The organism is Vibrio sp. 99K-1 (genome assembly GCF_013114585.1).
Lineage (GTDB): Bacteria > Pseudomonadota > Gammaproteobacteria > Enterobacterales > Vibrionaceae > Vibrio > Vibrio chagasii_B.
The window spans coordinates 1-23,679 of record NZ_VTXF01000008.1; the positions used below are offsets into that span (position 1 = coordinate 1).

Here is a 23,679-nt window from a genome sequence, read left to right on the forward strand (position 1 = left end):
CCATCTAAATATTGCTTAGCAATGATACATTTTAGCTCTCGGCTATATTTGGACATAAAAAGACCCCCAATAATTGGTGTCCAACTATTGGGGGTCAGTTCATTGCTGCCTGAGCGTCGGGGCTTTTTATTGGATAACGTAATTGCGCTATTTATGAATTTACGTTCTTCAGAAGTAAGTTCTCGCCTGACTTGGTTGGTCTTCTACGAATCAACATAATAAACAGCACACCACTGACGAAGCCCATTAATACCATACCGATCATGTAGCGATCACTTTTGCGGTAGTGGTGATCCGATATCGCTGTCATTTTACCTGTCTCAAAGGTGACGCGGATAAAACCGATGATGGTGTTTTCTTTCGAGTAAATGGGTTCAACGAGTTGTTGCCTACCGATACTCGCGGTTGAAAGTGGCGTATCTAAGCCGAGTACCTCACGTACTGACAGCGCCTTTTCGCTCGAAGCCAGTCGAATGCCTTCTGCATCATAGATGGTGGTATCGAACACCAGTCGATCTTGAGATAGCTGATTGGTCAGATCAAGCAGTCGCTCTTGGTCTTGTTGTGCGATCATTTTGCTGGCTGAAAGGGAAGCTTGAGAGATAAGCAGCTTGGTAAGTGTCTCGAGCTGTTTCGCTTGGATCTTCTCGTTACCCTTACTGATCACGACCGTATTTTTAATCGTAACGACGAACATAGTAGCCAACAAAATGAGGGCTAACATTCGCAAAGCGTTACGTATTGAGAACAATGATTCATTCATGTTTCACGGGGCCTGAAATAAACAAATGTTATGATTAAGACATATTGAGACTTGCGTTTTCAAATTGCAATAGGTTAACGTTTAGCATAGTTAATTAGGAATCATACACATGGACGCTCAGAAATATCTGCCGATAAAAAGGCATACTACATTATTAACTCGACTCCCCGAGACTCGTTTCGCTTCTCAACTCGCTAAAGCCAAAGCTAACTGGATTGTATTTGGCGAGTACCTATCACCGCAATCTTTCGATGACATCGACTTTTTCACTGGCATTTACAACACCGTTTTAGATACGTGGAAAGTTGGCCATTACGAAGTGGCATTGATGTCTGGCAACCTAACGCCTGCACATGAAGAAATCCTCCAGGCTTTGAAGCTTGATTATGCTTGCCTTAGCGAAGTTCCAGACTTATCTAAGCCGGGTTTGATCGTAATGGATATGGATTCCACAGCGATTCAAATCGAGTGTATCGATGAAATAGCCAAGCTCGCTGGAGTAGGAGAGTTAGTCTCTGAAATTACAGAGCGTGCTATGCAAGGAGAGTTAGATTTCGAACAGAGCCTGCGTCAACGAGTCGGAGCACTGAAAGGTGCGGATGAGTCGATTCTAGAGCAAGTGCGCCAATCACTGCCTTTCATGCCAGACTTAGTTGGACTGGTGAATACGCTTAACAAACTGGGTTGGAAAACCGCTATCGCATCGGGTGGCTTTACTTACTTCTCTGATTACTTAAAAGACACGCTAGACTTAGATCATGCCCAGTCGAATACTTTAGAAATCGTTAAGGGTAAATTGACAGGGGAAGTGTTGGGTGATGTAGTTTCGGCGCAAACCAAAGCCGATATCTTAGTCGAACTGGCTGAAGAGTATGAGTTGGAGCTACATAACACGGTTGCTGTTGGTGATGGCGCGAATGACTTGGTGATGATGGGCGCTGCTGGTTTAGGTATTGCCTTCCATGCAAAACCAAAAGTCGAGCAACAAGCTCAAACTGCTGTGCGTTATGCTGGCTTAGGTGGGGTATTGTGTATCCTGTCTGGCGCGTTGGCTAAGCAACAAAAAATCAGCTGGCAGGCGAAACCGTAAAGGTTCACAACAGCATGATTATTTAATCGTGTGATATTACAAAGACACAAAAGCAGGCACTGAGCCTGCTTTTCTTTTTTATTGTACCTAGAGATGATGGAGTATTATGACTAACGCGTTAGCTCCAATCGGATCAACACTTCATCGGTAATATCTTCTATCTCACCATAACCGATAAACGCGGTGATCTCGTTTTCTAGCTTCTTCGCTTGGTGCATGCTGATACGAGCAAGCTCTTCTAAATCCGATTGGAATAAGGTGGTCAATGGATTGAAGATTGGCGCGGTCGTAACGCGAAGTACATACACATCACCTAAGTGCTGCGCTTTCTTAATGAATAAGATTCTTTCTTTTGCCGAGGTAAAGTCTTTCACCAACTTTGTATGTACTGATTGGATCTTGTCGCCGAACTTCACCGCAGCGATATAGACGTCGTGGTGTTTAGGCTCTGCACCCTCGATTCTCTTGAGGGGCTCAGCCAGCAGCGAATTGGTGTGGCCTTTAAATATAGGCTCCAGTGAGAACTTTTGGTTGTGTCCAAGTTTCGCCAGTAAAGTCAGGTGTTTATTGAGTGGGAAATTCACACCAATGATCTTACAACGCAGTGTTGAACTTGGTTTATCAATAAAGATAGGGCTACTGACCATCTTGCTTAACAAAATATTGTGCAGCGACTCAAGTAAGGAGTTCGTTGGCAGTATCTCTCTCTTCTTAATTAGCTTGCTTTGGTTTTGATCGATAAGCCCATTCAGGAACGCGATAGTACGCATTGTCTTAGCGTTTTCAGCTATCACTAATTGGACATTTCGGCCATTGGGACTCACACGAATCACGTGATAAGGCACTGTGCTTAATGGCAGATTCTTATCGTAAAGCTGTAGCTCATTAAAGTTCACGATCACCGGATCATTGATCTTGAGGACCATTGGCTGTTCAAGAGTAATGCTCAACCCACGTTTCGAGATATCTAAGGTGTGGCCGTTTGCCGCTGCGCCATCTTGTGAGGTAAGTCGCAACGGTGACTTAAATTGGTATCTCGGTTCTTTACGACGGGTCTGAGAGTCAAAATAGATACTTTGAATGTTACCAACCACAGTGCGTGGGTGACGGAAGCGGTTCAGTTCACTGCTTGGAATGCGTGGCTTTTCACTCAATAAGTAATCCGCAGCACTCTCGTGATCGCCAATCTCTTGCAATATACCGCAATGCGTCAGTTGTGCTGAGCTTTGCGCTAGCGTGTCTGAATGTTTGGCTAAAGCTTGTCGCTCCGTTTCTGATAATTCGAATACAGAGAATTTGAACGCCTTCCAGCTTTTACGCTTACCACCAATGTGCCAGAACAGTTGTCTTTGTTCACGAGTCGCTTCAGGTAACATCATCGAATAGAACAGCGTCTTATTTTGATGTTCATGAGTAAACGAATAGATGACGTTGCTGGTGCCTTTCACACCGGGCTTCGCCAGTAAGTTCATGCGCTGTTCGTTGAACAGAGTTCCTAGTGCCTGTTGGTTTCGCTCGTCGTGCCAGTATTGCCATAGCGGATGGTTGTTATCTGTAAGCAGTGCAAGCTTGAGTTCACTGCCACTAAAGAACAGAGGAAGGTTACAAGTGTGTTTTAGATAGGTGTGCTCGATACCTCGAGTGCGGGTTCGAATAACTCTATCTTGATTTTCGTGGCTGGTTTTCTTGCTTGTGCTATTTAAAGACTCATCAAGTAAACGCGCCACAATATTGTTGTCGCTTACCTTGATGGTTCTTAGGAATTTAACCGCGTCATTTTCATAGGATTCATCAATCCCGAGCACACGAAATTCTACTGCTTGGTTTACATCGGTTTCGAGTGACTTCTCAACCAGCTCGGTAAACTTAACGCTGATGATTTCACCTAGGTTATAGCGAAAGACGCTTGGTACTTTGAATTTTGCGCCTGAAGGAGAGATATCGACCGTGACACCGTGTAGGCTTTGTCCTTTTGAAGTGGTGACCTCAACTTGTGAGCTTATCTTGAGTCGGTTCTCTTGACGCTTTAAGTCATAACCTAGGTTAATGGCTTCAGCTTCATAAGGGCTGTTGGCACTGGTGATGTCTTGGGTGTTTTGAGAAGCACTATTAACAACACTACGCAGAGGTTGAGTTCTTGGAGTCATCACTAACTCCCAAGCGCCTTCGGTGTAGCCTTTGAATTTTTTTGTGCCGCGCTGATAGGCATTTAACGCGATGTCGTCGAGCCAGTGTTTACGGCCATCGAGTGTGAACTGACGACACTCATTATCGATACGTCCGCGTAAATCAATGCTCTTTGTACATGGAGCCATGATACGATTCAGTTCCATTTTAACGAGCAGCTTCAGAGACGGTGATTCGCCTTCTGTCATTTGAGAAAGAAGGAATTCGAAATCTTCGGCATGATAAGCCGGGATAAGACGCTCTGCTATAGATAGAATTTCAGATTGCTGCATACTTTTCTTGTTAGAATGGAAGGTACATTTATGTTATCGACTAGTTTAAATCGATCTTTAAATATAAGTGGTATGACTGCAACGTTTATTTGCACCCGTACGGTCAAATAAGTCACAAATTGACAACATCATTGTGTAACTGGGTAAATTATTGAGGTTTTATGGCTAAGGCAAAGCGAGCTTATGTGTGTAATGACTGTGGGGCTGACTTCCCACGTTGGCAAGGACAGTGCAATGCGTGTGGTGCTTGGAACACAATTACAGAAGTTAGGTTAGCCGCTTCACCTCAGGTAGCGCGCAATGAACGATTGAGTGGCTATGCTGGTAGCGCAACAGAGTCTTCGGTTCAAACACTGTCAGAAATCGACCTGCAGGAAGTGCCTCGTTTTAGTAGTGGCTTTAAAGAGCTCGACCGCGTGCTTGGTGGCGGTGTTGTACCGGGTGCTGCGATCCTTATTGGTGGTAACCCAGGGGCGGGTAAATCGACACTATTGTTACAAACCATGTGTCTGCTCTCTTCGCAACTTCCGACCCTTTATGTCACGGGCGAAGAATCTTTGCAGCAGGTCGCGATGCGTGCATCACGTCTTGGTTTGCCTAAAGAACACCTTAAGATGCTCTCAGAAACGAACGTGGACAAGATTTGTCAGGTTGCTGAAAAAGAACAACCTAAGATCATGGTTATCGACTCGATCCAAGTAATGCATGTCGCTGATGTTCAATCTTCACCAGGCAGTGTGGCTCAGGTTCGTGAGTCAGCCACTGCACTGACTCGTTTTGCTAAGCAGAATAATGTAGCAATCTTTCTCGTTGGACACGTAACTAAAGATGGCACGCTGGCGGGCCCTAAAGTGCTTGAGCATATTATTGACTGTTCAGTGTTGTTAGATGGCGGAACAGATAGCCGTTTCAGAACGCTGCGCAGCCACAAAAACCGTTTTGGTGCGGTGAATGAGCTGGGTGTGTTTGCTATGACTGGTCAAGGCCTAAAAGAAGTCAGCAACCCATCGGCTATATTCTTGTCTCGTGGTGAAGAAGAAACGTCAGGCAGTTCAGTGATGGTGGTATGGGAAGGTACCCGACCACTGCTTGTTGAGATCCAAGCGTTGGTGGATTACTCCCAGTTGGCAAACCCTCGGCGAGTCGCGGTTGGTCTTGAGCAGAACCGTCTTTCCTTGTTACTTGCGGTGCTGCATAAACACGGCGGCTTACAAATGGCTGACCAAGATGTGTTTGTGAATGTCGTCGGTGGTGTTAAAGTAACCGAAACTAGTGCTGATCTTGCATTAGTCATGGCATTACTTTCTAGTTTCAGAGACCGTGCATTACCTAAAGATGTGGTGGTTTTTGGTGAAGTAGGCCTAGCGGGTGAGATTCGTCCTGTACCTAGTGGGCAAGAACGCTTGAATGAAGCATTTAAACACGGCTTTAAGAAAGCAATTGTTCCTGCAGCTAATATGCCGAAAGGTGGTATTCCAGGAATGCAAATCCACGGAGTGAAAAAACTATCAGAGGCAATTAATGCTTTTGATGAGTTGTAATTGAACTCACTTCAGCTAATCTATACAGCAGCAATTCAGTCTAACTTTAACCCCGATTGGGCTTTGGGTTAGCACTATAATTAACAATCATTTAGATTGTTTCTACAGCGTGCCTTTTTCTAAATGTTAGGAAAAGGCAAAGTTTTTTAGTCCCAAATGCATGCAAAGCTATCAGTCTTCACAGATTGTGATATACTCTGCGCGCATTTTATATCCTATTAACAGAGTAAGACAATGGCAGATTTATCGAAATACAGAAACATTGGTATTTTCGCGCACGTTGATGCGGGTAAAACAACTACCACTGAGCGTATCCTTAAGCTAACTGGTCAAATCCACAAGACTGGTGAAGTACATGACGGCGAATCAACGACTGACTTCATGGAACAGGAAGCTGAGCGCGGTATTACTATCCAATCAGCAGCTGTAAGCTGTTTCTGGAATGATCACCGTCTAAACGTTATCGATACTCCTGGACACGTTGACTTCACAGTTGAAGTATACCGTTCTCTTAAAGTACTTGATGGCGGTATCGGTGTATTCTGTGGTTCTGGTGGTGTTGAACCTCAATCAGAAACTAACTGGCGCTACGCTAACGAATCAGAAGTATCTCGTCTGATCTTCGTTAACAAACTAGACCGTATGGGTGCTGACTTCTACCGCGTTGTTGACCAAGTTAAGAACGTTCTAGGCGCTACTCCGCTAGTAATGGTTCTACCAATCGGCCGCGAAGATGAATTCGTTGGTGTTGTAGACCTACTAAGCCGTAAAGCATACGTTTGGGATGACACTGGTCTTCCTGAAAACTACGAAATCAAAGATGTTCCTGCGGACATGGTTGATGACGTTGAGCAATACCGTGAAGAGCTAATCGAAACTGCTGTAGAGCAAGACGATGACCTAATGGAAGCTTACATGGAAGGTGAAGAGCCTTCTATCGAAGACATCAAGCGTTGTATCCGTAAAGGTACTCGTGATATCGCATTCTTCCCTACGTTCTGTGGTTCTGCATTCAAGAACAAAGGTATGCAACTTATCCTTGACGCTGTAGTAGATTACCTACCAGCTCCAACTGAAGTTGATCCTCAGCCTCTAACTGATAAAGAGACTGGCGAACCAACTGGTGAAGTTGCAACAGTATCTGTAGATGAGCCTCTACGTGCTCTAGCATTTAAGATCATGGACGACCGTTTCGGTGCTCTAACGTTCATCCGTATCTACTCTGGTGTAATGAAGAAGGGTGATACAATTCTTAACTCAGCAACAGGTAAAACTGAGCGTATCGGCCGTATGGTTGAGATGCAAGCTGATGAGCGTAACGAACTTACATCTGCACAAGCTGGTGACATCATCGCTGTTGTAGGTATGAAGAACGTTCAAACTGGTCACACTCTATGTGATCAGAAGCACGAATGTACTCTTGAGCCAATGATCTTCCCAACTCCAGTAATCTCTATCGCTGTATCTCCAAAAGATAAAGGCGGTTCTGAGAAAATGGGTATCGCGATCGGTAAAATGGTTGCAGAAGATCCATCTTTCCAAGTTGAGACTGACGAAGAAACTGGCGAAACTATCCTGAAAGGTATGGGTGAACTTCACCTAGACATCAAGGTAGATATCCTTAAGCGTACATACGGCGTTGACCTTGTAGTAGGTGCTCCTCAAGTAGCTTACCGTGAAACAATCACGAAAGCTGTTGAAGATAGCTACACGCACAAGAAGCAATCTGGTGGTTCTGGTCAATTCGGTAAGATCGATTACCGTATCAAACCAGGCGAAGCAGGTTCTGGCTTTACGTTCTCTTCTTCAGTTGTTGGCGGTAACGTTCCTAAGGAATTCTGGCCTGCAGTTGAGAAAGGTTTCGCATCTATGATGGAAAACGGTGTTCTTGCTGGCTTCCCAACTCTAGATGTTGAAGTAGAACTATTCGACGGTGGCTTCCACGCAGTTGACTCATCTGCAATCGCATTTGAAATCGCAGCGAAAGGCGCATTCCGTCAATCTATGCCTAAAGCGGGTGCACAACTTCTTGAGCCAATCATGAACGTTGACGTATTCACTCCAGAAGATCACGTCGGTGATGTAATCGGTGACCTTAACCGTCGTCGTGGCATGATCAAAGATCAACAAGCTGGCGCTACTGGCGTACGTATCAAAGCTGACGTACCACTATCAGAAATGTTTGGTTACATCGGTCACCTACGTACTATTACTTCAGGCCGTGGTCAATTCTCTATGGAATTCCTACAGTACTCTCCATGTCCAACAAACGTGGCAGACGAAGTAATCGCTAAAGTTAAAGCAGACAAAGAAGCTGGTAAGTAATTAGCTCTTTTCTAAATTAACTAGAAAGCCCCGCAAGTGAAAGCTTGCGGGGCTTTTGTTTTATGGGAATCATAATACGAGATACGAGATACGAGATACGAGATACGAGATACGAGATACGAGATACGAGATACGAGATACGAGATACGATGTGGCCCCTAAAAAGTAGACACAGGGGGAATCCCGTATTCAGCAATACGGGACTGATACAGCGGGGGGAGGCTAACGCTTTAAATCAATGTAGATTTGCTCTACTTTACTTCGTGCCCATTCTGTTTTGCGCAGAAACTTTAAGCTCGATTTGATGCTTGGGTCCTTTTTGAAGCAGTTGATATTTACCATGTAGCTCAACTCTTCCCAACCGTAATGTTCAACCAATTCTGTTAGCAGTTTTTGCAGTGTGATGCCGTGAAGTGGGTTATTTGCTTGTGTCATGAGATTTACTCGTCATTTATTTGCTCTCAGTATATCAGTTTAGCCATCGGAGTTTCCCGACCATTTCAATGAGAAGTCGGTATCGACGATGTTGAGCATTTCCCTTCCTTTGTTACCAAACTCACTGACCTGCGTTTCTATCCATTTGGAGAAGCGTTGAATCTTGTCGCGATGAAAGTATCCAGGCGGCGCACATAAGAAATAGTTGTATTTTGGTCTTAGCGCTGTATTACCAATTCTAACTAGCTTCCCTTCTTGCAGGTATCGATACACTAAGCTGTGTTTGACTAAGGCGACTCCTTGAACAGAGAGTGCACCTTCTAGTACAAAGTGAGAGCCATCAAACTGCAACGTGGTGTGACCGCCTTCAACGCCTACTTCATTAAGCCATATTGACCAATCCATATCGGGCCATCGGTCTTCAATTAGCTCGGCTTTGTGCAGGTCCTCGACACTGTATATTCCATACTTCTCCTGATAGAGCGGATGACAAACAGGATATAACACCTCATCCATTAGCCAGCGCGACTCTAAGTTTGGGTAGTTACCGTGCCCGTAGCGTATACAGATATCAATACTTGAATCCTCAAAGGTGATCAGCTTGTTGGTCGGCTCAATCAACATAGAAAGGTCTGGATGTCGCTCTCTGAAATCCCCAATCCTTGGCACTAACCAATGCTGGGCAAAAGATGGGACGGTCGAAATTGATAACTGATTAGGGTTAGGGTCTTGGTTGATTCTTCTTACGCCATCTTGAAGGTGAGCAAAGCCTTTTTTCGCTTGTAGGTACAGTACTTCGCCTTCATGAGTTAAGACTATTTTTCGGTGTTGGCGAATAAACAGATCTGCGCCTAACCACTCTTCAAGTTGGCGAATTTGTTGGCTGACTGCTGCGGCTGTAACAAACAGGGTTTCTGCAGCGAGCTTAAAGCTACCTTTGTCGGCTGCGATATAGAAGTAGTAGATCCCTTGGAATGGTGGGGTACGCTCTCTCACATTAGTTTTCCTTAACTGAGTGCCAGTATCTATCGTTTGTCGACGTTGCTCTGTTGGTTGATTATTAACTATAACAAAGCAAAAGATCAACAGGAGAAAGGCTATGAATACGATCACAGCAACAGCAAATACCAACCATTCATTTTTGTCATCATTATCAATTAAGAAATTCTATTCTAAATTAAGCCTGTACTTTCAAAATCGTAGAACCAGAAAGCAACTGTCTGAGCTACCCGATTATTTACTGAGAGATATCGGTATTACGTCGGAACAAGTCGAGAAAGAACTGAAGAAGTCATTTTGGGAGTGATTCAAGGCAACGTAGCTTTTAACTCGATGTTGCTTTAACTCAACATAGTTTTGTCGGTGTCGAGAGGTTTACGTTACCGTTCTATGTTGAGTTAGGTTTATGGTTTATTTAAGCCTATTCCTTGTTTAAGTAATTAGTAGGTGAGATCTAATTTTCCAATAGCTCGTTTACTTCTTCATGCAACCAATTGGTGAACGCAGTAATACGCTCTTCTCTCGGGGAGTTAGGATCAAAGCACAGGTTTACTTGAACACCAGGTGTCATGCCAATATCAAAAGGTTTCACTAGCAAGCCGCGTTCGATGAAGTCACCAGCTAAGCTGTCTGTTGCCAAGCAAACCCCATGCCCCGCCATGACCGTGGTTAACCCCATATCAAAGGTACCGACCTCCATCCACTGAATGGCGCTGCTTTGAGTCGATATGTTTGCTTGCCTAAACCATTCCTCCCACGGGAAACAACCGCTATCAAACTGAATCAGCCAACATTTGAGGAGTTGTTCCGGTGATGTGAAGTTCAAAGAGTTTGCGAGTTCAGGAGAACAAAAAGGGTAAACCGGTTCGTTGATTAGCATCTCTAGAGTCAAGCCTTCTTCAACGCATAGATCTTCGCCCTGCAGAATAGCCACATCAATCTCACCATGCTTTAAATTTGGGGTATCAGACCCTGTTAGCACCTTAATTGGGATTTCTGGGTGCTTTACCGAGAACTTCCACAGCCTAGGCAGTAACCAACGAGAAGCAAAAGAAGGGGGAGTTCTAACAACAAGCAGCCCTTGAATAGGTTCTGATTGGATCTTGTTTAACCCCAGCAGAACCTCTTGAAATCCATCAGAGACATGTCTAAAAAGTGTGTGCCCTTCATGCGTCAAAGTCATTGCACGCCCCTTACGAATAAAGAGCTTACATCCAATCTGTTCTTCTAACTGTCGAATCTTCTGGCTGACGGCTGCTTGAGTGACGAACAGCTCTTCAGCAGCTTTGCTGTAATTGCTCAAGCGAGCCGCAACTTCAAAGTAACGGAGACCTGAAAGGTGACGCAGTCTATTGTCCATAATCTCAGCTTATAGTTCTTGTTAATAATGGTTGTTCGATTATCGAACAGGTTGTTTTCATAATAGCGATAAATAAACAGGGAATACAAGAGAGAGAACATGAAAGCAATAACCTGCTGGGTCGGTATATTTGTTACTCAGGTACTTAAAATCAATGATAATACTAAGGTGAGGAAGCCGAATAAATCTAGACAAGTTGTTTGCTTGGAATCGTTAAGTCATCGAATGAGAAAGGATGTCGGCTTAGATTACGAGAGTAGTGATGCTGCGGATTATACTAAGTACTTATAATGTGAGCTTACAAAAAAGGAGCCATAATGGCTCCCTTTCGATTTTAATTATTCTTCCCAAACCACCAATTTATCTTTCGGCCAGTTATGACCGGCTTCATGGTACTTCTGCTCTAGTACATGGCGTTTGATCTTGAGTGTTGGTGTTAACACACCATTTTCAATACTCCATGGTTCTTTAATCATCAGTACGCCCTTGATCTTCTCATGAGACGCGAGCTTCTCATTCATTCTCTCGATCACTCGTTTAGTGGTTCTCTCGTAGCGAGCGCGATCAAAGTTAGGGAAGTCATGTGGGACAACAAGCAGAATTGGACCAGGTAAGCCAAGGCCAATCAGACACATCATCTCTACGCGGCTGTACTCAAAGAGTTTGTTCTCGATTGGCACTGGCGCGACAAACTTACCTTTCGCAGTTTTAAAGGTGTCTTTTTTACGCCCTCGAATGGTGAGGTAGCCTTCGCTATCAATATCACCAATATCACCGGTGTGCAGCCAGCCTTCAGAATTAAATGACTCTTGCGTTGCAATGTCATTTTTGTAGTAACCAGAGAATAGGCCTTTACCACGAACTAAAATCTCTTCATCTTCGGCAATCTTAAGTTCAATGCCAGGACCAGCATTACCAACGGTACCAATCTTATCTGCTCTGAACGGATAATTTAATGTGCTGTAAGCAAAAGACTCAGTCATCCCCCACGCTTCGGTAATGTGTAAACCAACGCTTTCATACCATGCAAGTAGCGCTGGTGATACTGGTGCGGAGCCACAGCCTAGAACGCGAGCTTGATCTAGGCCTAAGCCATCAGCAAGCTTCTTCTTAATGATGTTATTAATGAACGGGATCTTCAGCAGAATGTTCAGTTTTTTCTGCGGCAGCTTATCTTGGATGCGCTGTTGGAACAGGGTCCATAAACGAGGGACAGAAATAAACAGAGTAGGACGCTGCATCTTCACATCATCAATGAAGGTGTCTAAAGATTCTGGGAACGCCGTTACCACCCCGCCCATGACTGAAGAACCAAAGATGTAGACTCGCTCTGTAATATGAGCCAGTGGTAGGTAAGAGAACAGACGGTCATCTTTTTGGATACCGATATGATCGATCAGTCTCTGAACTGACCACGTAAAGGCACCGTATGTGAGCATTGCGCCTTTTGGTAGGCCAGAAGTCCCCGATGTGTAAACAAGAGACATAAGCTTATCATCGTAATGCTGAGGACGTTTGGTGGTTGGTTCATGTGCTTCGATGAGCTGTTCAAATGTATGTTGGCACTTTGGCGCGGTATCGTAGGGTAGCGAGATACTAATCAAACTTGTGTTGTCATCTAGTACTTGTTGTGTTGCCTTAGGGTCATCCAGTTTACCTGCAATCACAATTTTACTTTCACTGTGCTCGATACAGTATTGGATGGTATCTGCACCTGCGGTAGGAAAAATTGGGACGCTGACAAAATCTCCTAACATCATGGCAAGATCACAGATAAACCATTCCGCACAGTTTTTAGAAATAAGCGCGACTCGATCGCCGGGCTCGGCACCGAGTGCCTCTAGTGCAGACGCCAGTTTTAGTGCTTTATCAGCCACTTCTTTGTACGTGAACTCGACAAACTGGCGGTTAATAATTTGTTTTAAATAGACCTCATTTGGACGTTCTTCTGCCCATTTAAGAATCATATCATTAGGTGTAGGGAGAGCTGTTGCTTGTTCTTGGCTAAACTCGTTAGGCTGAATCATTGTCTAACTCCATGTTTTTCGCTAAGTTATTTTTGTTAAAATCATGTTAAATGTACCATGATTTTTTCTTTTAGGGAGTAAAATTAGCGTTTTCTGTTATCCATGCAGGCTCGTCTGTAACTTGCAGGCGTTACGCCAGTTCTTTTCTTGAAGATTCTTGAGAAATATGACACATCCTTGTATCCACATTGATAAGAGATAACCGCTATTTTTGATTCGGTATCGGCCTCGATTAGCTTCTTGGCTAATAAGATTCGTTTATCACACACGAAGTCACGAAAGCTTACCCCAAAGTGTAGATGAAACTTCTTAGAAAAGTAGGTGGTGGAACAGTGACATTTCTCTGCAATCTCCGTTTCTCTTATCTCCTTGTTAATATTATCCATTACAAAGTTTACGACTTCAGACGTGAACAGCTTTGCTGACAGCTGGTTGTTGTTATTCGTTTTTCGGTCAAGATCGAAGTGAGGGTCAAAGATATGCTGTGTTTTACTCTTTAGTTCTTCGAAGGCACTGGTCAGATGATTGTTACTCGTTTCTATAATGAAAAATATATTCTTATGATTTCGAATGATATTAGGTATCTCAAATGGTGAAATTAAAACTATCCGCTTGTTTAGGTTTTCACAAATAGATAATGCCATGGTAAGTAATTGAATTTCACTTTCTCTATTTAAAATGAAAAATACAATTCTTACATCTAAGTTACTGATAACTGATATATCTTGTTGAAAATTTTCCACAGGGAAGTAACGACTAACTTTATTTATAATAATTGAATTAAACTCGCTATCTATATCTGATAGCAGTGGTGTTATTAATTTCATTTCTACTAAACCTGTATCATATATAAATGGCCAGATGTGAAAATTCAGAAATAAGGAAATTATTACAGAGATTAGAAGTACAACAAAAAAGTGCAAGTAAATGGCAAAAAAATCCTAACCGAATGTGTGACTCACCTCTAGATTTACTTTACAGGTAAACGAAGCCTGTTATGAAAATCAAGGAGAGGTTGTCATGGGTAAGTTTTTGAATAATTGCAAAGAATTCATGAAAGATGAAGAAGGGTTGACTGTAATCGAGTATGTAATCGGTGCAGCATTATTGGTTTTAGGCTTAACAACTGTATTTTCTGGCCTAGGTAATACTCTGGCAAATAAATTAAACGCTATTGTTGCCAATGTAGGTTAGTGGTTGAAGCTATGAACAATAATAAACTGAGACGGCAATCGGGGTTAACTACGGTCGAATACGTGATTGGTGCGGCCTCGCTTGTCCTTGCTGTTGGGTTAGTTTTCTCTGGGATGGCAACAGCCTTACTTAGTAAGTTTCAGAGCATTATATCGAGTGTATAAATAGAACATATGATTAATGAGCCTTCTGCTTTTTGGGCACTGCTAATTGCAGTTTCGGTATACGATGTTGAAAAGCATCGTATACCTAATAAAATATTGATACTTCTTTTGTTTGTTTATTTTTTGTCAATGTTTGATAGCAATTATACGTTGGGCTTTTTCTTGTCTTCATTAGCAGGGTTTGCAGTACTTTTTGGGTTTGGTTTGCTTTTGTATTTTATGAGAGCAATGTCTGCAGGTGATGTGAAGTTATTGGGCGTTGTTGGAATGTATCTTGGGTGGGGACAAATACTTGATGCATCGTACTTTATCTTACTTGCTTCTGGGATGATCGGATCCTTTTATTTACTTTATAACTACGCTAACTCAAGTAGTGTCAGCATTAAAGGTTATTTCCAAAATAAACTTATTTTATTGAGTGGTGTTTCACCAGTCAAAGATGAGCGTACTAATTTTCATAATCGATACTTAAATAAAGTGACAATGCCTTTTGCCCCCTCTGTTGTCATAGGATTAGCGATGTATAGCTATTTTAATTAAAGCTGTTGTTGGTAAGCTTTGTGGAGAGGAATAATATAATGGATATTATAGGGCATACGGCTTCAACAACATTAAAACCGCAAATATCAGCTCCTGTTGTCCCAACATCACTTGATACGTTGGGAATTCCTGAAGTCGTGATTGAAAATCTCGTACTTAAGCATTTGTCTGCATACCCTAAATCGGACGTTTTAGAACTTTCCAACCATATATGTGTTGTGACTCATATTGTGGAAAGTGCTTTGGCGGTATTGAGGAAAAAATCTCTAATTGAGGTTTTTCAACCTACCTCAGATCTTTCTCTCTCATCTGCATCACATAGTCACGTTCGTTACTCTCTCTCAGAGAAAGGGCTAGAAGAAGCCGATTTAGCTTTCAAGCGTGATGCTTATTTAGGTCCAGCCCCAGTTTCTCTTGAGCAATATAGTGAGGTGGTCAAGCAGCAAGACCTTAGGGCTGAGCTCGTGACTCGTCCACATGTCGAGGCGGCGTTAAGTGATGTCTATGGCATCGATAAAATGATTTCCGTCCTAGGGCCGGCAATAAACTCAGGGCGAGCCCTTTTGTTATATGGGCATGCTGGTACTGGTAAAACCTTTGTTGCTAGCCGTATTGTCAACGCTTTGCACACTTCGGTGTTTATTCCTTATGCCGTCTATGCGCTTGGCAATATTATCAAGGTTTTCTCTGCACAACACCATAAACCTTTAGATAGAAACGGCAGTACCAAAGCTATCTCGCTAAAAGATCAATACGATAAGCGCTGGCTTAACTGTGAGAGACCGAATATCCAGGTCGGTGGTGAGCTCACCATGGATATGCTTGAGGTGAATCACTCAGAAAACAGTCGAGTCTGGTTAGCCCCGGTACAGATGATGGCAAACAATGGAATTTTCGTGATAGACGATCTTGGCCGTCAACCTATGCCTGTAGACACATTGTTGAATCGATGGATAGTGCCGATGGAGTATGCTTTTGATTATCTATCGCTGCCCAACGGTCAGCAAATTACGATGCCGTTTGTTTTAACTCTTGCCTTCTCTACCAACTTAAATCCAAAGAAAATCAGTGATCCCGCATTTTTGCGTCGTTTAGGTTACAAAATTGAATTTAAGCCTCTTATGCAGCGTGATTACGAAGCGTTGTGGATGAATGTTGCCGCAGAGAAAGAGGTTGAACTTCAAGACGGTTTCTTTGAGCGTTTATCCCAAATGCACACTTTATACAAAGTGCCATTTTTCCCCTGCTTGCCGAAAGATCTGGTAGGTATAAGTAAAGATATTCTTTCGTTCGAGCAACTCCCGCCTGTTATCACATTCGATATTCTTTCCATGGCTTGGGAAGTTTATTTTACCTCTGATGGACATGAGGAATAACACATGAATAAGAGTCAAGTTTTCCTACTATTTTTACTGTCCGTAGTATTTGGTTTAGCTGCTGTTTTTTTCGCTAAACAATGGATGGAAAATCAAGTACAGCCAACAGTCGAAGTTGAAACTGTGGAGCGTCATCCAGTAGTTGTGGCCTCACAAGAGATTGAAGCTGGAACGATAATTGAAGAGCAGTTCCTAACCACGAAGTTAATGGAAGTCGATTGGATTAACGAGAATAACTACTCCGATGTTTCAGAACTCGTTGGCAAGGTGGTTGCAAATACCATTTATGCCGGAGAGGTTCTCCACAAAATGCGTTTTACTGTTCCTGGTGAAGGTTCAACATTAGCGGCATTGATCCCTGAGAATAAGAGAGCGGTAACGATCCGAGTTGATGACGTCATAGGTGTCGCTGGGTTCCTATTACCTGGGAATAAGGTCGATATTCTTAACACCGTTTCTTATAGCCAAAATTCAGCGTCGACTCGAACAGTATTGAAAGACATTAAGGTCTTGGCTGTAGACCAAACAGCTAAAACGAAAGAAAACAGTCCGATTATCGTGAGAGCTGTGACGTTAGAGGTTTCCCCTCAAGATGCTGAAAAATTACTGACGGCAAAGAGTAAGGGGAGTATTCAACTAACTTTGAGAAACCCACACGAAGTCGAGAAAAAAGTGGCTCGTCGATATGTACCTAGACCAAGTGTAACCATCATCAAAGGTACTCAAGCATCTAGTGTTCGCGTCAAGGATTGAGGTGAGATATGAAAATAATATTAACGTGTGTTTTGAGCCTAGTTTGTTTTTCTACATTGAGCTTTGCCGCTCTTCAAACTGGGAAAACCGTCACGGTTCCTCATCACAAATCAACGCATGTCGTTTTATCGGGTAAGGCTAGCAAGGTGTCACTTGGTGACCCTGATGTCCTTGATATTGTGATGCTTAAATCTAACGAGTTATTTTTGATAGGTAATAAATTAGGTGCTACCAACCTAATGGCTTGGGACGCTCGAGGGCAGTTGATTGAGTCTATCAATATTGAGGTTACTCATGATCTTAATAGTTTAAAGGCTAAGTTATATGAGTTCCTTCCTGATGAAACGATTGAGGTACATAGTGCGCAAAACCGTTTGCTGCTGAGCGGTCAGGTGAGCAACCAACAGCAGATGAATGTCGCGATGAGAATTGCAGAAACTTACTCCTCCGGGCAAACCGCAGATGAGTCAAAAGAGAGTGGTAGTGAGCAAGCTGCGGCGACTGGGGTCATCAACTTAATGTCGATTGGTGGTGCTCAGCAAGTCATGCTAGAGGTCACTGTCGCTGAAGTGCAAAGAAGCTTAGTTCGAAAATTCGATGCTAACTTCCATTTCTTCCAAACCAGTGGTTCTGATTTTTCATGGGGAGCGTCTTCTGTGCCTGCTGGTGTATTGGGTGCAACGCCGATTTTTGATATTCCCACCTCAACAGATTATGGGATTTTAGGTTCTTTTATCGATAGCAATACATTGTTTACCTTTGCTCTGGATGTTGCAAAGCAGAATGGTGTAGCCAAAGTTTTGGCTGAGCCGAATCTAACCGCGTTAAGTGGTTCAAAAGCTGAATTTTTAGCGGGCGGTGAGTTCCCAATCCCTGTGCCTGATGAAGACGGCATCACCATTGAATACAAAGAATATGGTGTAGGGCTGAAATTCATCCCAACGGTTCTTAGTGATAAAAAAATCAACCTGAACTTGGCTGTTGATGTGAGTGAAATTGCGAATAGTAGCTCGCTAACGATTGATCCTGGTACTACCAACGCGACTTACTTCATTCCACCTATTACGCGTCGTAGTGCATCTTCAACACTTGAGTTAGCAGATGGCCAGACTATCGGTATTGCAGGTTTACTGAGTGAGAATGTGAGAGATATCAGCAACAAGATGCCAGGCTTTGGTGATGTGCCGATTTTAGGGCAGCTTTTCAACAGCCAAGAGTATGTATCTGGCGAAACCGAACTGGTTATTCTTGTGACTCCAAGGCTTGCCAAGCCAATCGACCGCACGAAAGTGACATTACCAACAGATGCTTTCGTCGACCCTAATGACTTGGAATATTATTTGTTAGGCCGAAGCGCTTACATTGCTGAACCGTCTGAATCCACTTCAGAGCAATCTCAATCAGCACAGGCCGTATCGCCAACCGACGGCGGTAGTGAAGGCTCATTTGGTCATGATTTATAAGGAGATAGATATGATTAGAATAATGATGGTCTTTCTCGTGATGGTGCTAGTTGGCTGTGCTAATGATGCCCGTTTGGGGCATTCAGTAGCACTAGTGAAAACAGAACAAACATATAACCCTAATGCGACCCAAGAGAATCTACTCGAAGTACCGGACGGTACAGGGGAGCGGATGCAGGCTGGTTACGACCGATATGTTGGCAGAGGTGAAAATGATCTGTCCGGAAGCAGTAGTAGCCAGATCCTAGAAGAGTTTAACTAAATCTGGAGGTACTCACATGTTGTATCGAGTATCACAAAGCCCCAAAAAGCAGCAAGGCTTAGTCGTAGTCATGATTACAGCCGCTTTGTTGGTTTTTTTAGCTGTCTCAGCGTTAGCTGTCGATATCAACCATATGGTTGTGAATAAAACGCGGTTACAAAATGCAGTCGATTCTGCTGCGCTAGCTGCCGCAACTATTTTAGACAATAGTAAGGATAAAGATGCCGTAGATGCAGAGGTTGGCACCGCATTAAATGCTATGGCAGCCGCCACAGGTAATCATGAATTTGATTTTAGTACGGCTTCTGTAAACATTGATTATTCAAATGATCCTAAGGATTTTACAGGAACAGCAACGTTCGGTGCAGATGATGATGTCTATGTGCGTGTTCGTGTCGATTCCTTGGATATGGATGAGTTTTTCATTCAAATGTTTGGACTAGAAAAAACCGTTTCGGCGAGTGCGGTTGCTGGCCCTAGTTCTGGTCAGGTCGTTGTTAATAATGTTGTGCCAATTGGTGTGTGTATTGGTGATGGCACGTCGGATAATGATGTCTCACCAGAAGATGGGTACCATGATGTGACTGGTGAGGAAATAACCAGTGTTTTTGGTTATGAAGTTGGCACCGTTCATGCGTTAAAGGTCGGCGACAAGAGCTTATCTGAAATGGGGAATGGTAATTACCACCTTCTTGATTTTGGATCTGGTGGTAAAACGGTGAAAGAAGGTTTAGGCGGCAGTTATGATTATCCGGTTAAAATTGGCGAAGACATTACAACGAAGCCGGGTGGCACGGTAGGTCCGACTGGTGATGGTCTAAATACTCGTTTTGGTGATTATGGCGGCGGTTTATCAGCCTCCGATTACCCTTCAGATTATGTAACAACGGAACCTACAGACGAAATAACAATTGATGCGAGTACAGGTGAGATCGATTTTGATGGCACTTACAGTTACGCACAATATGAAGCTGATACCAATGCATGTATTGCTAGTGGTGGTAGTGGTTGTGCGTCTAATGGTGTCGCATGGCGTCGTATTTTAGCCATACCTATGGTGGATTGTTCAGGTAAAAGCGGTGGTACCACTGACTTTACAGTGAACAAAATTGGTTGCTTCTTTTTGTTGCAAAAAGCACCGACAAATAATTCAGGTACTCCTGCCGTATTTGGTGAATTTATTCACTCCTGCAGTGTGACAGGTGGGGCGGGTAGTACGACCTCTACAACAGAAGGGACTTATAGGATTGTTTTGTATAAGGACCCTGATAGTGGGGAGTCTTGATTATGAAACTGTTGAGAAAACGACAAAGCGGTTTTGCAGCTATCGAGGTGGTACTGGCCACACCCGTATTATTGTTCTTTATGGTATTGGTGCTTGAATTCGGAAATATATTGATTCATTACAATGTCATTTCAAAGTCAGTGCAAAATGGAGCGCGTTATGCGGTTAGTGAAGTGTATGGGACTGTTGGCGGCACAATAGCCCCTACGTCAGAAATTCAGAATGTAGTGGTCTATGGTCAAAATAGTGTGGGCACGGCGGTACTCTCTTCATTGACGACAGCAGATGTCACTGTCACTCAGCCATCTGGTGATAGCTATGTGCGAGTAAGTGTTACCTATGATTATGTTCCACATTTCTTGTCTATTCCCTTTTCGTCGGAGAGCTTTGCCATTCCATTAAGTGTGACTTCGGTTATGAGGGTGCTGTGATGAAAAGGCTAAAAGGGCGTATTAAAGGACTTGCCATCGTTGAATTTACATTAGTGTCATGGCTGATTTTTCTTTTGATTTTTTTAATCTTGGCATTTGGTGCTTATATATTTTCACTACAAATGGTCAGTGAAGCGACAAGGAAGGCGGCTAGACTGGCGACAGTATGCTATGTCTTAGATAGAGATAATATTGGTGCAATGGTGGTGGATGAGATCCCGCTGGTTGGGTTTTCTGGTGCTAATTTAGAGGTGGCTTACCTTGATGCGAGTGGAGGGGAGATAGCATCAGATTTCGAAGATAACTTCGATGATATTAAGTTTGTACGTGCCAGAGCGACTGGCTACGGCATTCAGTTGATTAGTAACCTAAGTTTCTTAGGTAACAATGGGTTTCTTGCTGCCCCTGCATTCGAAACAATTTTACCGGCTGAAAGTTTAGGGGTTGTTAGGGCAGATTCTGACATTAAGAATCGATGTCCCGAAGTTATCTAGTACAGGAGTTTGATGTATGGGGGAAGCAATTCAAATGACGCCTAATGAGGGTGACATTACGCGTTTGAGAACTAATTTAAAGGTCTGGTTAATATACAATACTGAGGCTTTTCATTCGCATATGAGCCACGAATTGAAGAAATGCCGAAACGTACATGTGACGGCTTTTTCACTCTCGGCAATGAGCGAGGAATACCTAAAAAGTGCTGATGTTCCAGAACTCATTTTTGTCGAGGCCAATGGAAATTGGGCTCAAAAAATGGTTGAACTGCAAGGGTATGATCTGTCGCTTGAGGACGAGAACCTATCTTTGGTTGTGCTGGGAGATGAAAGTGATAATGGGGCGTTAAAGATAGCACTTCGCTTGGGAGCATCAGACTTCTTGTCGCACAATGTCATGCTCTCTGATTTACTCCCTCTGTTAAAAAAAACAGCGGCCGAAAAACTTGAGAACTCGAACTATGGTGAGTTTATTTTGTTTTTGAATACGAAAGGGGGGATGGGGGCGACAACTCTGGCTTTGAATACCGCTATTGAGATGGCCAGTCAGCATCCTAATGAAGTGCTTTTGCTCGATATTGATCTCCAATTTGGAGTAATTCCTGATTACTTAAATATTATTCCTACCTACAGCGTTTCTGATGCAATAAATAGCGCGAATGACCTGGATGAAATCTCCTTAGGTACTTTGGTCAATAAACATGAATCTGGTCTTCATGTTCTAAGCTTTAAGCATGAAAACAATGCTGATGATTTCGAGCAGGCACAAAAAATAGGCAGGCTGCTGCCTATATTGCGCCGTTTTTACCCTTATGTGGTGATCGACCTATCTAGAGGGTTAGATCATGTATTTGCATCTGCTATATCACCAGCAACGAAAGTGCTTCTGGTTTTACAGCAGAGTTTAGTGTCAGTAAAAAACACAAGTAGATTAATTAAGTCTCTGAAGTTTGAGTACGGCTTACAAAGCGACGCAATAGAGGTGATCCTTAACCGTTACGAAAAACGACATTCTATTAAGTTAAAGGACATTGAGCAGGCGGTGGGTAACCACGATATCCACTTGATGCCTAATGACTTTAAAGTGGCACTAGAGAGTGCCAACTTGGGGCAGCCGTTAGTTCAGTCGAGAAAGAAAAGCTCAATTACTCGTTCTATCATCGATTTGTCTCACGTTCTTTCACCACCAGAGCAAGAAGAAAAAGGCTGGTTGAAAAAGTGGTTTTCATAACGGGTAGATGAATAGTGAACACGAGGGATTGTGATGTTCTTTAAACGAAAAAATGTAAATCCAGAGTTTGAAAAAAGAGTAGAACAGATTTCGCATGACTCAGAAGATACCAACCCTGTTGAGCGTTTATCCAGTGTTGATACGTCTAGTCAATCTCGCAGTTCTGAAGCGAATGTAGAAAAGGAAAAAGCGATTGATGAAGCTCGAAAAGTGTTAGAGCAAGAGTTATCAATCAAACACTTTTTTCATAAGCAACTGCTTGAGACCCTAGATTTAGGATTACTTTCAAGTTTGGAAAAAGAGCGGGCTAAGGTTGACTTGCATGAAGCCATTTTACAGTTGATGGCTGACGATGGTAGTCATGCGCTGAGTGCTGAAGGGCGAAAGCGGGTTATAAAGCAGATAGAAGATGAGGTGTTTGGTCTTGGGCCGTTGGAGCCTTTACTCGCTGACCAAACCGTTTCAGATATCTTGGTGAATGGTCCTAAGAGCGTTTATGTCGAGCGAAGAGGTAAGCTTGAAAAGACGCCGTATACTTTTCTTGATGATCGCCATTTAAGAAATATCATTGACCGTATCGTAAGCCAGGTTGGTCGCCGAATCGATGAAGCATCACCTATGGTAGATGCCCGTTTAGTTGATGGATCTCGTGTGAATGCAATTATCCCTCCTCTTGCGCTTGATGGCCCTTCTGTTTCTATTCGTCGCTTTGCGGTTGATCGTTTAACGATGGATAACCTGATTGACTACAACTCAGTTTCGCCGCAAATGGCTAAATTTGTTGAAGCTGCGGTTAAAGGTGAACTCAACATATTGATTTCAGGTGGTACTGGTTCGGGAAAAACGACCACGTTAAATATCTTCTCCGGCTTTATTCCACGTGACCAGCGAATCATTACAATAGAGGACTCTGCGGAGCTTCAACTTCAACAACCTCATGTTATTCGTTTAGAGACTCGCCCTGCAAACCTAGAAGGTAAAGGGGAGATAAGTCAGCGGGAACTCGTGAAAAACACCCTACGTATGCGACCCGATAGAATCGTGGTTGGTGAGGTTCGTGGTAGCGAAGCGGTTGATATGTTAGCTGCGATGAATACTGGCCATGACGGCTCTCTCGCGACAATCCATGCCAACACCCCTCGTGACGCCTTAAGCCGTGTAGAAAACATGTTTTCTATGGCTGGTTGGAATATCTCAACCAAAAACTTAAGAGCTCAAATTGCTTCAGCTATCCACTTAGTCGTTCAAATGGAACGTCAAGAAGATGGTAAACGCCGTATGGTGAGTATTCAGGAAATCAACGGCATGGAAGGTGAGGTAATTACGATGTCGGAAATTTTCCGATTCCAACGTAAAGGTATTGATGAAGAGGGCAATATCCTCGGTTACTACACCGCAACGGGTGTGGTGCCTCAGTATCACGACCAACTAGTTAAACGTGGTCTTGACCTGCCTTTCGAACTCTTTACTGAAACTCACAGTTAAGG

22 protein-coding genes are annotated in these 23,679 nt (G+C 43.3%); 15 read left to right on the plus strand and 7 right to left on the minus strand.

The window, feature by feature from the left end; all coding sequences use genetic code 11:
• Positions 1 to 151: 151 nt before the first annotated feature.
• Positions 152 to 763: a YtjB family periplasmic protein gene (locus F0228_RS07970; protein WP_080566560.1), complete on the minus strand. Its 612-nt coding sequence runs from the start codon at positions 761 to 763 to the stop codon at positions 152 to 154.
• 109 nt (positions 764 to 872) lie between these two features.
• On the opposite strand from F0228_RS07970, the gene serB reads away from it, so the two are divergent.
• Entirely contained in the window at positions 873 to 1,853 is a 981-nt protein-coding gene (serB, locus tag F0228_RS07975; RefSeq protein ID WP_105057548.1) for a phosphoserine phosphatase, read from the plus strand.
• Positions 1,854 to 1,963: 110 nt separating this feature from the next.
• Here serB and F0228_RS07980 read toward each other — a convergent pair whose 3' ends face one another.
• Positions 1,964 to 4,312, minus strand: a complete 2,349-nt coding sequence (locus F0228_RS07980) for a PilZ domain-containing protein (protein WP_171731256.1) — start codon at positions 4,310 to 4,312, stop codon at positions 1,964 to 1,966.
• Positions 4,313 to 4,473: 161 nt separating this feature from the next.
• On the opposite strand from F0228_RS07980, the gene radA reads away from it, so the two are divergent.
• A complete protein-coding gene (gene radA, locus F0228_RS07985; RefSeq protein WP_171731257.1) occupies positions 4,474 to 5,853 on the plus strand; it encodes a DNA repair protein RadA in 1,380 nt (459 codons plus the stop codon).
• Between the two features lie 234 nt (positions 5,854 to 6,087).
• Positions 6,088 to 8,178, plus strand: a complete 2,091-nt coding sequence (fusA, locus tag F0228_RS07990) for an elongation factor G (RefSeq protein WP_008218763.1) — start codon at positions 6,088 to 6,090, stop codon at positions 8,176 to 8,178.
• Positions 8,179 to 8,400: 222 nt separating this feature from the next.
• Here the strand turns inward: fusA and F0228_RS07995 are convergent, their stop codons facing one another.
• Both F0228_RS07995 and F0228_RS08000 read right to left on the minus strand, forming a co-directional pair.
• Positions 8,401 to 8,613: a VF530 family protein gene (locus F0228_RS07995; protein WP_171731258.1), complete on the minus strand. Its 213-nt coding sequence runs from the start codon at positions 8,611 to 8,613 to the stop codon at positions 8,401 to 8,403.
• A gap of 39 nt (positions 8,614 to 8,652) precedes the next feature.
• Positions 8,653 to 9,609 (minus strand): LysR substrate-binding domain-containing protein, encoded by a 957-nt coding sequence (locus tag F0228_RS08000; RefSeq protein WP_061032528.1) that lies wholly within the window; start codon positions 9,607 to 9,609, stop codon positions 8,653 to 8,655.
• Between the two features lie 103 nt (positions 9,610 to 9,712).
• Between F0228_RS08000 and F0228_RS08005 the strand changes: the two genes are divergently transcribed.
• Positions 9,713 to 9,919, plus strand: coding sequence for a DUF1127 domain-containing protein (locus F0228_RS08005; protein ID WP_017063291.1), 207 nt, complete (start codon positions 9,713 to 9,715; stop codon positions 9,917 to 9,919).
• Between the two features lie 147 nt (positions 9,920 to 10,066).
• On the opposite strand, the gene F0228_RS08010 is transcribed toward F0228_RS08005, so the two are convergent.
• The 3 genes from F0228_RS08010 to F0228_RS08020 form a co-directional block, all read right to left on the minus strand.
• Positions 10,067 to 10,972 carry a LysR substrate-binding domain-containing protein gene (locus F0228_RS08010; RefSeq protein WP_061032529.1) on the minus strand — a complete coding sequence of 302 codons (906 nt, stop codon included), beginning with the start codon at positions 10,970 to 10,972 and terminating at the stop codon, positions 10,067 to 10,069.
• A gap of 338 nt (positions 10,973 to 11,310) precedes the next feature.
• A complete protein-coding gene (locus tag F0228_RS08015; RefSeq protein WP_061032531.1) occupies positions 11,311 to 12,999 on the minus strand; it encodes an AMP-binding protein in 1,689 nt (562 codons plus the stop codon).
• Between the two features lie 83 nt (positions 13,000 to 13,082).
• Positions 13,083 to 13,826 (minus strand): AraC family transcriptional regulator, encoded by a 744-nt coding sequence (locus F0228_RS08020; RefSeq protein WP_105057542.1) that lies wholly within the window; start codon positions 13,824 to 13,826, stop codon positions 13,083 to 13,085.
• Between the two features lie 193 nt (positions 13,827 to 14,019).
• On the opposite strand from F0228_RS08020, the gene F0228_RS08025 reads away from it, so the two are divergent.
• From F0228_RS08025 to F0228_RS08075, 11 genes are all read left to right on the plus strand, one after another.
• Positions 14,020 to 14,193, plus strand: coding sequence for a hypothetical protein (locus tag F0228_RS08025; protein WP_061032533.1), 174 nt, complete (start codon positions 14,020 to 14,022; stop codon positions 14,191 to 14,193).
• 173 nt (positions 14,194 to 14,366) lie between these two features.
• Complete coding sequence (locus tag F0228_RS08030; RefSeq protein WP_061032534.1) at positions 14,367 to 14,897, plus strand: A24 family peptidase; 531 nt, start codon at positions 14,367 to 14,369, stop codon at positions 14,895 to 14,897.
• Between the two features lie 38 nt (positions 14,898 to 14,935).
• Positions 14,936 to 16,273: a hypothetical protein gene (locus tag F0228_RS08035; RefSeq protein ID WP_061032535.1), complete on the plus strand. Its 1,338-nt coding sequence runs from the start codon at positions 14,936 to 14,938 to the stop codon at positions 16,271 to 16,273.
• Between the two features lie 3 nt (positions 16,274 to 16,276).
• Positions 16,277 to 17,026 (plus strand): Flp pilus assembly protein CpaB, encoded by a 750-nt coding sequence (gene cpaB / locus F0228_RS08040; RefSeq protein ID WP_061032536.1) that lies wholly within the window; start codon positions 16,277 to 16,279, stop codon positions 17,024 to 17,026.
• Positions 17,027 to 17,034: 8 nt separating this feature from the next.
• A complete protein-coding gene (locus F0228_RS08045) occupies positions 17,035 to 18,489 on the plus strand; it encodes a type II and III secretion system protein family protein (RefSeq protein WP_061032537.1) in 1,455 nt (484 codons plus the stop codon).
• Positions 18,479 to 18,751: a hypothetical protein gene (locus tag F0228_RS08050; protein ID WP_061032538.1), complete on the plus strand. Its 273-nt coding sequence runs from the start codon at positions 18,479 to 18,481 to the stop codon at positions 18,749 to 18,751. Before F0228_RS08045 ends, F0228_RS08050 begins: the two co-directional genes overlap by 11 nt.
• A 16-nt stretch (positions 18,752 to 18,767) precedes the next feature.
• Positions 18,768 to 20,036: a Tad domain-containing protein gene (locus F0228_RS08055; RefSeq protein WP_061032539.1), complete on the plus strand. Its 1,269-nt coding sequence runs from the start codon at positions 18,768 to 18,770 to the stop codon at positions 20,034 to 20,036.
• 2 nt (positions 20,037 to 20,038) lie between these two features.
• The gene (locus F0228_RS08060) at positions 20,039 to 20,467 is read left to right on the plus strand and encodes a TadE/TadG family type IV pilus assembly protein (protein ID WP_061032540.1); all 429 of its coding nucleotides are present in this window, start codon (positions 20,039 to 20,041) and stop codon (positions 20,465 to 20,467) included.
• A complete protein-coding gene (locus tag F0228_RS08065; RefSeq protein ID WP_061032541.1) occupies positions 20,467 to 20,961 on the plus strand; it encodes a TadE/TadG family type IV pilus assembly protein in 495 nt (164 codons plus the stop codon). The genes F0228_RS08060 and F0228_RS08065 overlap by 1 nt, the downstream gene beginning before the upstream one ends.
• A 16-nt stretch (positions 20,962 to 20,977) precedes the next feature.
• Positions 20,978 to 22,192, plus strand: coding sequence for an AAA family ATPase (locus F0228_RS08070; RefSeq protein WP_061032542.1), 1,215 nt, complete (start codon positions 20,978 to 20,980; stop codon positions 22,190 to 22,192).
• A gap of 33 nt (positions 22,193 to 22,225) precedes the next feature.
• Positions 22,226 to 23,677, plus strand: a complete 1,452-nt coding sequence (locus F0228_RS08075; protein ID WP_061032543.1) for a CpaF family protein — start codon at positions 22,226 to 22,228, stop codon at positions 23,675 to 23,677.
• Positions 23,678 to 23,679: the final 2 nt, after the last annotated feature.

Excerpts from the sequence above, each read along its gene's own strand:
- F0228_RS07970 (WP_080566560.1), bottom strand. The coding sequence starts at position 763 with ATGAATGAATCATTGTTCTCAATACGTAACGCTTTGCGAATGTTAGCC.
- serB (WP_105057548.1), top strand. The coding sequence starts at position 873 with ATGGACGCTCAGAAATATCTGCCGATAAAAAGGCATACTACATTATTA.
- F0228_RS07980 (WP_171731256.1), bottom strand. The coding sequence starts at position 4,312 with ATGCAGCAATCTGAAATTCTATCTATAGCAGAGCGTCTTATCCCGGCT.
- radA (WP_171731257.1), top strand. The coding sequence starts at position 4,474 with ATGGCTAAGGCAAAGCGAGCTTATGTGTGTAATGACTGTGGGGCTGAC.
- fusA (WP_008218763.1), top strand. The coding sequence starts at position 6,088 with ATGGCAGATTTATCGAAATACAGAAACATTGGTATTTTCGCGCACGTT.
- F0228_RS07995 (WP_171731258.1), bottom strand. The coding sequence starts at position 8,613 with ATGACACAAGCAAATAACCCACTTCACGGCATCACACTGCAAAAACTG.
- F0228_RS08005 (WP_017063291.1), top strand. The coding sequence starts at position 9,713 with ATGAATACGATCACAGCAACAGCAAATACCAACCATTCATTTTTGTCA.
- F0228_RS08010 (WP_061032529.1), bottom strand. The coding sequence starts at position 10,972 with ATGGACAATAGACTGCGTCACCTTTCAGGTCTCCGTTACTTTGAAGTT.
- F0228_RS08015 (WP_061032531.1), bottom strand. The coding sequence starts at position 12,999 with ATGATTCAGCCTAACGAGTTTAGCCAAGAACAAGCAACAGCTCTCCCT.
- F0228_RS08020 (WP_105057542.1), bottom strand. The coding sequence starts at position 13,826 with ATGAAATTAATAACACCACTGCTATCAGATATAGATAGCGAGTTTAAT.
- F0228_RS08025 (WP_061032533.1), top strand. The coding sequence starts at position 14,020 with ATGGGTAAGTTTTTGAATAATTGCAAAGAATTCATGAAAGATGAAGAA.
- F0228_RS08030 (WP_061032534.1), top strand. The coding sequence starts at position 14,367 with ATGATTAATGAGCCTTCTGCTTTTTGGGCACTGCTAATTGCAGTTTCG.
- F0228_RS08035 (WP_061032535.1), top strand. The coding sequence starts at position 14,936 with ATGGATATTATAGGGCATACGGCTTCAACAACATTAAAACCGCAAATA.
- cpaB (WP_061032536.1), top strand. The coding sequence starts at position 16,277 with ATGAATAAGAGTCAAGTTTTCCTACTATTTTTACTGTCCGTAGTATTT.
- F0228_RS08045 (WP_061032537.1), top strand. The coding sequence starts at position 17,035 with ATGAAAATAATATTAACGTGTGTTTTGAGCCTAGTTTGTTTTTCTACA.
- F0228_RS08050 (WP_061032538.1), top strand. The coding sequence starts at position 18,479 with ATGATTTATAAGGAGATAGATATGATTAGAATAATGATGGTCTTTCTC.
- F0228_RS08055 (WP_061032539.1), top strand. The coding sequence starts at position 18,768 with ATGTTGTATCGAGTATCACAAAGCCCCAAAAAGCAGCAAGGCTTAGTC.
- F0228_RS08060 (WP_061032540.1), top strand. The coding sequence starts at position 20,039 with ATGAAACTGTTGAGAAAACGACAAAGCGGTTTTGCAGCTATCGAGGTG.
- F0228_RS08065 (WP_061032541.1), top strand. The coding sequence starts at position 20,467 with ATGAAAAGGCTAAAAGGGCGTATTAAAGGACTTGCCATCGTTGAATTT.
- F0228_RS08070 (WP_061032542.1), top strand. The coding sequence starts at position 20,978 with ATGGGGGAAGCAATTCAAATGACGCCTAATGAGGGTGACATTACGCGT.
- F0228_RS08075 (WP_061032543.1), top strand. The coding sequence starts at position 22,226 with ATGTTCTTTAAACGAAAAAATGTAAATCCAGAGTTTGAAAAAAGAGTA.